Genomic DNA, 9193 nt, shown 5'->3' with positions numbered 1-9193 from the left:
CATTATACCAGATTTCGAGCATCGGTGAACCTTTTTCGAACGCCCGGGCTTGAGACGGCGGACCATGATCACCCTCACCTATCGCATCGAAACATCAGACAGCATCGAGGTGCTGGCGGCCAAGATCGCCAGCGACCAATCGACCGGCACCTTCGTTGCGCTGCCCGGCGAGACCGAGGAGCTGAAGGCCAGGGTGGCTGCGCGCGTCCTGGCGATCCGGCATCTGCCCGACGCCATGCAGCCCTCCATTCCGGAAGCCGGCGATGGGCCGTTCAAGCGCGCCGATGTCGACATCGCATTTCCGCTCGACGCGATCGGCACAGACCTTGCGGCGCTGATGACCATCGCCATCGGCGGTACCTATTCGATCAAAGGGCTGTCCGGCATTCGCATCGTCGACATGAAGCTGCCTGAGCAATTCCGCGGCGCGCACCCAGGCCCGCAGTTCGGCGTCGCCGGCAGCCGCCGGTTGACTGGTGTCGAGGAGCGCCCGATCATCGGCACCATCGTCAAGCCAGCGCTGGGGCTGAGGCCGCACGAGACGGCGGCGATGGTGGGCGAGCTGATCGAAGCTGGCGTCGATTTCATCAAGGACGACGAGAAGCTGATGAGCCCGGCCTATTCGCCGCTGGCCGAGCGAGTGAAGGCGATCATGCCGCTGATCCTCGACCACGAGCAGAAGGCCGGCAAGAAGGTGATGTATGCCTTCGGCATTTCGCATGCCGACCCGGACGAGATGATGCGCAACCACGATCTGGTGGCCAGGGCCGGCGGCAATTGCGCGGTGGTCAACATCAATTCGATCGGCTTCGGCGGCATGGCGTTCCTGAGGAAACGCTCCAGCCTGGTGCTGCACGCCCACCGCAATGGCTGGGACATCCTCACCCGCCACCCCGGCCTCGGGATGGACTTCAAAGTCTGGCAGCAGTTCTGGCGGCTGCTCGGCGTCGACCAGTTCCAGATCAACGGCATCGCCTCGAAATACTGGGAGCCGGATGCATCCTTCGTCGAATCCTTCAAGGCGGTGACCACGCCGATCTTCTCGCCCGATGATTGCGCCCTGCCCGTGGCGGGCTCGGGCCAATGGGGTGGGCAGGCGCCGGAGACCTACCAGCGAACCGGCCGCACGCTCGATCTGCTCTATCTCTGCGGCGGCGGCATCGTCAGCCATCCGGACGGGCCGGGCGCCGGCGTGCGCGCAGTGCAACAAGCCTGGCAAGCGGCGGTAGACGGCATTCCGCTGGCGGACTTCGCCCTGACCCATCCAGAACTGGCACGATCGATCGACAAATTCGGCGATGGCAGGGCGGCCTGACGCCATGCAGAACCTGCTGCTCAGCTACTATGGCGACGATCTCACCGGCTCGACCGACGTCATGGAAGCGCTCGAGCTCGGCGGCGTGCAGACGGTGCTGTTCATGCGCCAGCCGGACAAAGCCCAACTTTCGCGTTTCTCACATTGCCGGGCCATCGGATTGGCCGGCACCAGCCGCAGCGAGACGCCGCACTGGATGGGCACGCATCTCAAGGACGCTTTCACCTGGCTGAAGATGCTGAACGCAGCGATCTGCCACTACAAGGTCTGCTCGACTTTCGATTCCAGCCCAACGACCGGCAGCATCGGCCGGGCGATCGAGATCGGCCGCTCAGTGTTCAGTCAGGATAGCGTGCCGCTGCTGGTCGGCGCGCCGCAGCTCAAGCGCTACACCGCCTTTGGACACCTGTTCGCCGCCTATCGCGACCAATATTTCCGCATCGACCGCCATCCGGTGATGAGCCGCCACCCGACGACGCCAATGGATGAATCCGACCTGCTGATCCACCTGTCGCGGCAGACCGGGCTTGCCTCGGGATTACTGGACCTGGCGACCCTGCAATCCGCGTCACGGTCGCAGGCATTCGATCGCCTCGTGGCGAATGGCGCGGCCATCGTGCTTGTCGACGTCGATAGCCACGGGACCCAGGCACTGGCCGGCAAAGAGATCTGGCGCATCCGCAAGCCAGGCGGCTCCTTTGTCGTCGGCTCGTCCGGCATCGAGTACGCGCTGCTGGCCGAATGGGCCTCGAATGACATCGTCAGCACTGGACCAGGCTTCACACCGCCGGGTGCTGCCGACCGGATCGCCGTCGTATCGGGCAGTTGTTCGCCGACCACCGAACGACAGATCCGGTATGCGCTGAGCGACGGTTTCGACGGCATCGAGGTCGATCCTGTCGAACTGGTTTCGGAGGCTTCCGAGCAGGTGATCGCGCGTGCGGCGGCAAGCGGCCGCGCCAGCTTGCAAGCCGGGCGCAGCGTCATCCTCTACACCGCGCTTGGCCCCGCCGCCGACAGAGGCGAGGAAATCGACCGGCAGGAAGGCGCCCGCCACAAGCTCGGCCGCGGTCTGGGCGAACTGCTTCGCGCGCTAACGATCGAACAGAAACTGCGGCGCGTGGTCATCGCCGGCGGCGATACCTCGAGCCACGCGCTCGGCCAGATGGGCATCGACGCCCTGACTGTGCGGATGCCGCTGCCTGCCTCGCCAGGGTCCCCGCTATGCCTCGCCCATTCGCGCATTGCGGCGATCGACGGACTGGAGGTTGCGCTGAAGGGCGGACAGGTCGGAGCTGACGGCTATTTCAGCGCGATCCGCGACGGCCTCGGTGGTTGACAGGACAGTCCCCGCGCCCATAACTTCTGTGCGGGCAAGCCTCAGGATCCTGGACTGTTCACGCCCGAAAGCGCGGCAATCACAGCGGCCGTTACTTCGGCGGTGTTGGCTGCGCCACCGAGATCCGGGCTAAGAAATTCTCCTCGACCGGTAACGATTTCGATCGCAACCATGAGACGTCGCGATGCAGCCTGCTCACCCAGATGGTCCAGCATCAAGCTCGCCGTCCAGAACGATCCAAGCGGATTGGCGACGCCCTTGCCGGTAATGTCGAAGGCCGAACCATGGATGGGTTCGAACATCGACGGACGATTGCGCGACGGATCGATGTTCGATGTCGAGCCGATGCCAAGCGACCCCCCAAGTGCTGCAGCCAGGTCGGAAAGGATATCCGCGTGGAGGTTGGTCGCCAGAACCGTGTCGATGCTGCCAGGCTTGTTGACCATGCGCTGGGTCATCGCGTCGACCAGCATCCAGTCGACAGTCAGACCAGGGTGGTCGCGCACCACTTCGCGCACGACTTCGTCCCAGAGCACCATGCCATGGCGCTGTGCATTCGACTTTGTCACCACGGTCAGCAGCTTGCGGGGGCGCGACATGGCAAGATCGCAGGCAAAGCGGGCGATCCGTTCAATACCGGTGCGGGTAAAGACGGCGACATCCATGCCGACCTCGATCGGCAGGCCGCGATGGGCGCGACCGCCGACGCCGGCATATTCGCCCTCGCTGTTCTCGCGGACGATCACCCAGTCTATCTGCTTGCCGAGCTCTGGCCGCAGCGGACCGGTCAGGCCGGGCAGCAGACGCGTCGGCCGCACATTGGCGTATTGGTCGAACCCCTGGCAGATGGCCAGGCGCAGACCCCAGAGCGTGATATCGTCGGGAAGGTTCGGATCACCGACCGAACCGAAATAGATGGCATCGAAGCCCTCGATCTGAGCCAGACCATCTTGCGGCATCATGCGGCCGTTGCGGCGATAATAGTCCGAGCCCCAGTCAAAGCGCTTGAAATCGAAGGCAAGGCCTGGCTCGACGTCTGCCAGCGTTTCCAGCACCTTGACGCCGGCCTCAACCACCTCCGGGCCGATACCATCGCCGCCGATGACAGCGATCTTATGCAAGGACATTTTCAGATTCCTTCTCGATGGCAGCGACGATGGCGCTGGTCATTCCTTCGGTGTTGGTGATCCCACGTATGTCGCCCGTGCGCGTTTCGGGCCGCGAGAGCGCGGCGATGGTGGCTTGCCCCATCATGGACGCCGCGGCGAGCGCCTCGGCAATGCCGCGGTTGTGGCCGAGCCACTCCAGCAGCATGCGGGTGGATTCGACCATCGCATAGGGATTGACGATGCCCTTTCCGGCAATATCGGGAGCAGACCCGTGCGCCGCCTGCGCCATGGCTATGTTGCCTTCGCCGATACAMAGGCCGGGCGCCATGCCGAGCCCGCCGACGAGGCCTGCTGCCTCGTCGCTCAGTATGTCGCCGAACATGTTTGTGGTGACGACGACATCGAATGTCTGGGGATCGCGAAGCAACCGCATGGCGAAGGTGTCTACGATCACCTCGTCGACAGCGACGTCAGGGAACTGCTCGGCGGCCCGGTAGCACTCCTCCACGAACATGCCGCAGCCGAGCTTGAACACGGTGTCCTTGTGAACGATCGTCAGCTTCCTGCGCCGGGTTCTGGCAAGTTCGAGTGCGGCCTTGGCCACGCGATAGCTGCCGGCACGGGTGATGACGCGGACCGAAATGGTCGTATCGTGCGTTGGACGAAATTCTCCCGAACCGGCAACCACATTGCGATCCGGCTGGAAGCCCTCATTGTTTTCCCGAACGATGACGAGATCGACATCGTCGAACAGCGCGCCAAGTCCGGGAAACGAGCGCGTCGGACGGACGTTGGCGAAAAGGCCGAAGTGCTTGCGCAAGATGGGATGCGGGTTGATCGCGCCAATCACCTTTGGATAGGCGCGATGTCCGATCGGACCGAGTATGAAACCATCGAGTGTCGAAAGCGTCTCGAGCGTGCCGTCGGGCATCGTCGAGCCGTGTGTGTCGAGTGCCGTGCGGCCAATCGGCATCGGTCGCCAGTCGATGTCGAGACCCGTTCGCGCCGCGGCGGCCCGGGCGATGCGCACGGCAGCGGGCACGATTTCGTGTCCGATATCATCGCCATTGAGAATGCCGATCGTGAGATGGGCCATCGAACCAACCTTTCTGAATGCCGGCTGCAGCGCAGCGCCATCAAGACCGTCAGCCGGCCTTGGCGACCAGGGCCATCAAGCGTTCGAGCGAGGGCTGTTCTTCGAGGTCACGCACCAGCGCGACGACCTCGTCGGCTGCCGAACGGGCAAGGCGGGCATGAGCCGCGTTGTCCCGGAACTTGTCGGCGACCTCTTCATAACTCATGGGATTGGCGGGGCTGCCTTTGCCGAAATCGGCCTCGCCATGGATGACGCGGCCATCATTGAGCGTGACGTCGATGATCGTTGTCATCTTGTGATAGCCTGCCTTCTCGGCCTTTTCGTCGATAACGAAATCCACCTTGTCGATCATGGCCTTGACGTCGTCGCGTTGGGTTGCCGCATCCGTAAATTCGCCAAGCCCGGCCTTGCCGTCGAGCAGCAGGATGGCCATGCAGAATTCCATGGAGAACTTGGCCTGCAACTCATCATGCGGATGGTGATGGATCAGGGCGTTCGGCATGTTGGAATTGGTGCCGATGCGCACATGCTTCACATCCCCGGCCTTGATGTCATTCTCACGGATGAGGCGCGCCATCTCAGTCATGCCGGGATGGGTCAACGACCCCGAGGGATGCGGCTTGATCGAGATGCCTGGGTTGGCGAACGTCCAGGGAGCGCCGAGGCGTCCGCGAATTGCGTTCTCATCGTAACCGCCGCCGGCCGCCTGGAAGAACCCGCGCGGGGCCTCCAGTATCTTGTCGGTGGCAGTCCATCCATGGGCGGCGAACTGTGCGGCGGCGACACCGCTTTCCGATGCACGCCCGGCATGGAACGGCTTGGTCATCGTGCCGAAATTCTCACGCAAACCAGCCGACTGGCTGCCTGCGATCGAAAGCGCGCGAGCCGTGGTTTTCGCGTCGAAACGCAAAAGCCAGGCCGCAGCCGCGGCCGCGGCAAACGTTCCGCAGGTGGCCGTCGCGTGAAATCCCGTCTGATAGTGGCGGGGCGCGATGGCTTCGGCGATCTTGCACTCGACCTCGACGCCGAGATGATACGCCAGCATGACCTGCTTGCCCGAGGCGCCCACCTGTTCGCCAATGGCCAGAGCCGCGGGCAATGCCGGCGCCGTGGGATGGGTCAGCAAGCCGTAGACGCGATCCGTGGCGACGGCCAGCTGGGTGTCGTCATAGTCATCGGCATGGATGCCGACACCATTCGCGAATGCCGCAAAGCGCGGTGCAACCTTGCGGCCCGCTCCGATTATGGTCGCGGCGCCCGGCATCAGTCCAAGCTCATCGAGATGGCGGCGGACGAGGTCGCCGCTTTGCGCGACCGAGCCTGAAAGAGCCAGCCCAATGCCGTCCAGTATCGACTTCTTGCCAAGGGCCACGACGTCGTCCGGCAGATCTTCCGGAGTGGCCGACGCGACGAATTCCGCCACATAATTCGTGAGACCTGYAGGTGCGGTGTCGTGCATTGATAGTCCTCTCTATCGAAATTGTAGCGGGCCAACCAGGCATCGAGTTCAAGCTCGACTCCATGTCATGGCCGCCTGATGCAGAGGAGTAGGAAGGCAGTTTTGGTAAACTGTCAACAATTTTTTGCCGACAGGGCAACCAAGTTTTCAGTTCGTCGGACAGCCGCTACCGMAGGCACGCAAATGCTGCCGCGGTATCTGTCCTCGGACCTCGACTACAGGAATGGGTGAGCGTCAGTCGGAGCCGTGGCGCAAAGCGACGCTGGCCCTGCGCGTGCGCGAGGTGCCATTGACGATATGCTCCCGCCCGGCCGTGAAAGCCCGTTGCGAGTCGCGGGCGGCAACAGCCTCAACTATTGCCCGATGCTCGCGGTTGGATATGTCGAGCACGTCGCCACTCGCCAATGCTCGATAGCGCTGGATATGAAGCTCTCGAGCGAGGCCGAGATAGATCTGCGCTAGGCGTGCGTTGCCACACATCCTGGCCAGTACGGAATGGAATTCCAGATTGACCGGGTAGTACTGGCTCACCTCACCGGTCTTGGCCAGCGCGTCCATGCGGTCGACGAGCGCGCGCAGCCTGGCGACCTCGGGGTCGGTGATCCTCTCGGCAACGCTCATGGTCATGCAGGCGAAGATGTAGGCACGGGCCTCCGAGACATCACGGGCTTCGTCTTCGCTGAGTTCTCGCACGAAAAACCCGCGATTGGGAATCACCTGGATCAGCCCAAGAGCGGCCAGCGCGCTGCACGCCTCGCGGATCGGTCCACGGCTGACCTTGAGTTGCTGGGCCAGGGCGTTTTCGTTGATCCTCTCGTTGGGTGTGAATTCCCCCTCGACAATCATTCGCTCGATTTCGTGCTGCACGACATTGGCAAGCGAGCGCGTGCGCAAAAAGTCGATTGGCGAAAATCCCTGCATGTTCTCGGTTTCGTTAGCCATGGGCCTGAATTCCGTTCAATGCGTCACGGGATATGCCGCTTGCCTGGTCCGGCCCTGATGGGCGCCAACGCGTTGCCTGCGCATCATCCATGGTTTGGTCTCCCTCATCGAATTGATGCCGACGCGTCCAATCGGGCCCATGACTGAGACGATACTTCCTCTTGTCAAGCGAAACGCCGATAATTGCTGTGGAACCAAGCTGTATCCTATCAACTGCCACTCCTGGGCGCCGCGCCGCCGAGAACCGGAACCTTGTTGGCTATGAAGACGACAGTGAACGAAACCACCAGCAGCAGAATACCAAGCACCGAAATCGCGCCGTAGTCGCCGCTTTCGTTGAGGTCGTAGATGATGACCGAGACCAGCTTGGTCTGCGCCGTCGTCAGCAGGACCGTCGCCGACAATTCCCGGATGGTGCCGATGAAAACGAAACACCAGGCCGCAATCAGGCTGGTGCGCAACAATGGCGCGGTGATCTGCCAAAGGGTCTTCAGGCGGGTGGCGCCGAGAATCCGACTGGCTTCCTCTAGTTMCGGATGCACGCCATGGAAGGCCGATGACAGTTGCTGGTAACCAGCCGGAAGCTCAATCGTCAGGAATGCAATCAGCAGGATCCACAGCGTGCCGTAGAGGCCGAAAGTCGGATTGGCGTAGGCCAGGAAAAGACCAACGCCCAGCACAATGCCCGGAATCGCAATCGGCGCGGTCGCCAGCATGCCGAGCAGCGAGGCGCCCGGCACCGCGCGGCGCGCAACCAGATAGGACACGACAAGGGCTATGCCGGTCGCGATCGTTGCTGTAGCCAGACCGAGGATCAGGGTGTTCCAGATGGCGAGCCGCGTGCTGGAGAATTCGAACAGCACGAAATTGAAGTTATGGAGCGTCAAGGAACTCCAGCTGAGCGGTTCGGAAATGTTGTGGGTCAGCGCCACCTTGAGCAAGGCCAGGTAGGGGAACAGGATCGTCACGCACAGGATGAAAAGGACGTATGCGCCCGCCAGCCATTTCCAGTTGCCCAGCTTTACACGCCGGGGGGTGCCGCTCTTGCCGCCGAGCACGGTATAGCCACGGCGCCCAAGCAGCCATCTCTGCCCCCACAGCAAGAGCATTGTGACCACAAGCAAAGGCACCGCGCTTGCTGCCGCGAGATCAAGCCGTGGAGGAAACTGGAAGAAGCTCCAGATCTTGGTGGTGAGAACGTGGAACCCGGCCGGCAGCGCCAGGATAGCCGGCGAACCGAACATGGTGAAGGCCTGGACGATGGCGACCAGAGACCCGGCGAGCATCGCCGGCAGCACCATCGGCAGGGTCACCCGCCGCAATGTGGTGCCTGGCTTGCCGCCGAGGATCGCCGACGCTTCCTCGAGATCCGATGGCACCTTGTCGAAGGCGTTGGCAACAAGCGTGAAGACGAATGGGAACGAGTAGCAGGTGACCGCGAACACCAGTCCCGTGAAGGTGTAGATGTTGAACAGCGCCTGCGATTGATCGAGGCCAAATGCCCAGCGGTAGATGTTGTTGAGGATGCCGCTGTTGGGCGCGGCCAGCATCGCCCAGGCAATGGCACCCAGGAATGGCGGCGTCACGAAGGATGCCGTCACCAGGCTGCGGACCAGGCGCTGCCCCGGCATGTCGGTGCGCGCGACGAGCCAGGCGAGTGGTGTGGCCACCAGGCAAGAGAACACGCCGACGCAACCAGCCATGCCCAGCGATATGAGGAAGGCCCGGCGAATTGTGGCATCGGTAAAGAGACGGGCCAGGTTCGCCAGGGTCGGTGAACCGGCCTTGTTGGTGAGGGCGTAGTATCCCAGCCAGAACAAAGGCAGCAGGACCAGCACACACAGAACCACTGCGAGCAGCACGAAGAGCGGCGTCGACAAATCGAATCTGCCGAGGTGTCGCCTGTTGGCGGTATCGGGGGACAATGCAGCGA

General features: G+C 62.7%; 7 protein-coding genes. 2 read left to right on the top strand and 5 right to left on the bottom strand.

Annotation, left to right across the window (positions count from 1 at the left end; all coding sequences use genetic code 11):
* Positions 1 to 64: 64 nt before the first annotated feature.
* Together oiaX and ACXJ7R_RS17390 are read left to right on the top strand one after the other, a co-directional pair.
* The gene (oiaX, locus tag ACXJ7R_RS17395) at positions 65 to 1315 is read left to right on the top strand and encodes a 3-oxo-isoapionate-4-phosphate decarboxylase OiaX (RefSeq protein ID WP_457152918.1); all 1251 of its coding nucleotides are present in this window, start codon (positions 65 to 67) and stop codon (positions 1313 to 1315) included.
* Between the two features lie 4 nt (positions 1316 to 1319).
* Entirely contained in the window at positions 1320 to 2654 is a 1335-nt protein-coding gene (locus tag ACXJ7R_RS17390; RefSeq protein WP_457152917.1) for a four-carbon acid sugar kinase family protein, read from the top strand.
* A 41-nt stretch (positions 2655 to 2695) separates the two neighbouring features.
* Here ACXJ7R_RS17390 and ACXJ7R_RS17385 read toward each other — a convergent pair whose 3' ends face one another.
* The 5 genes from ACXJ7R_RS17385 to ACXJ7R_RS17365 form a co-directional block, all read right to left on the bottom strand.
* A complete protein-coding gene (locus ACXJ7R_RS17385; RefSeq protein ID WP_457152916.1) occupies positions 2696 to 3781 on the bottom strand; it encodes a tartrate dehydrogenase in 1086 nt (361 codons plus the stop codon).
* Positions 3768 to 4859 (bottom strand): isocitrate/isopropylmalate dehydrogenase family protein, encoded by a 1092-nt coding sequence (locus tag ACXJ7R_RS17380; RefSeq protein WP_457152915.1) that lies wholly within the window; start codon positions 4857 to 4859, stop codon positions 3768 to 3770. The genes ACXJ7R_RS17385 and ACXJ7R_RS17380 overlap by 14 nt, the downstream gene beginning before the upstream one ends.
* 49 nt (positions 4860 to 4908) lie before the next feature.
* Positions 4909 to 6318, bottom strand: coding sequence for an MmgE/PrpD family protein (locus tag ACXJ7R_RS17375; RefSeq protein ID WP_457152914.1), 1410 nt, complete (start codon positions 6316 to 6318; stop codon positions 4909 to 4911).
* A gap of 234 nt (positions 6319 to 6552) precedes the next feature.
* Positions 6553 to 7260 carry an FCD domain-containing protein gene (locus ACXJ7R_RS17370; RefSeq protein WP_457152913.1) on the bottom strand — a complete coding sequence of 236 codons (708 nt, stop codon included), beginning with the start codon at positions 7258 to 7260 and terminating at the stop codon, positions 6553 to 6555.
* A 209-nt stretch (positions 7261 to 7469) separates the two neighbouring features.
* Positions 7470 to 9193: ABC transporter permease (locus ACXJ7R_RS17365; protein ID WP_457152912.1), on the bottom strand; the 1724-nt coding region annotated here is incomplete at its 5' end.

The organism is Mesorhizobium sp. P5_C1, from assembly GCF_054049815.1.
Note: the sequence above shows the minus strand (reverse complement) of the source record. Positions and strands in the feature narration are given on the sequence as shown.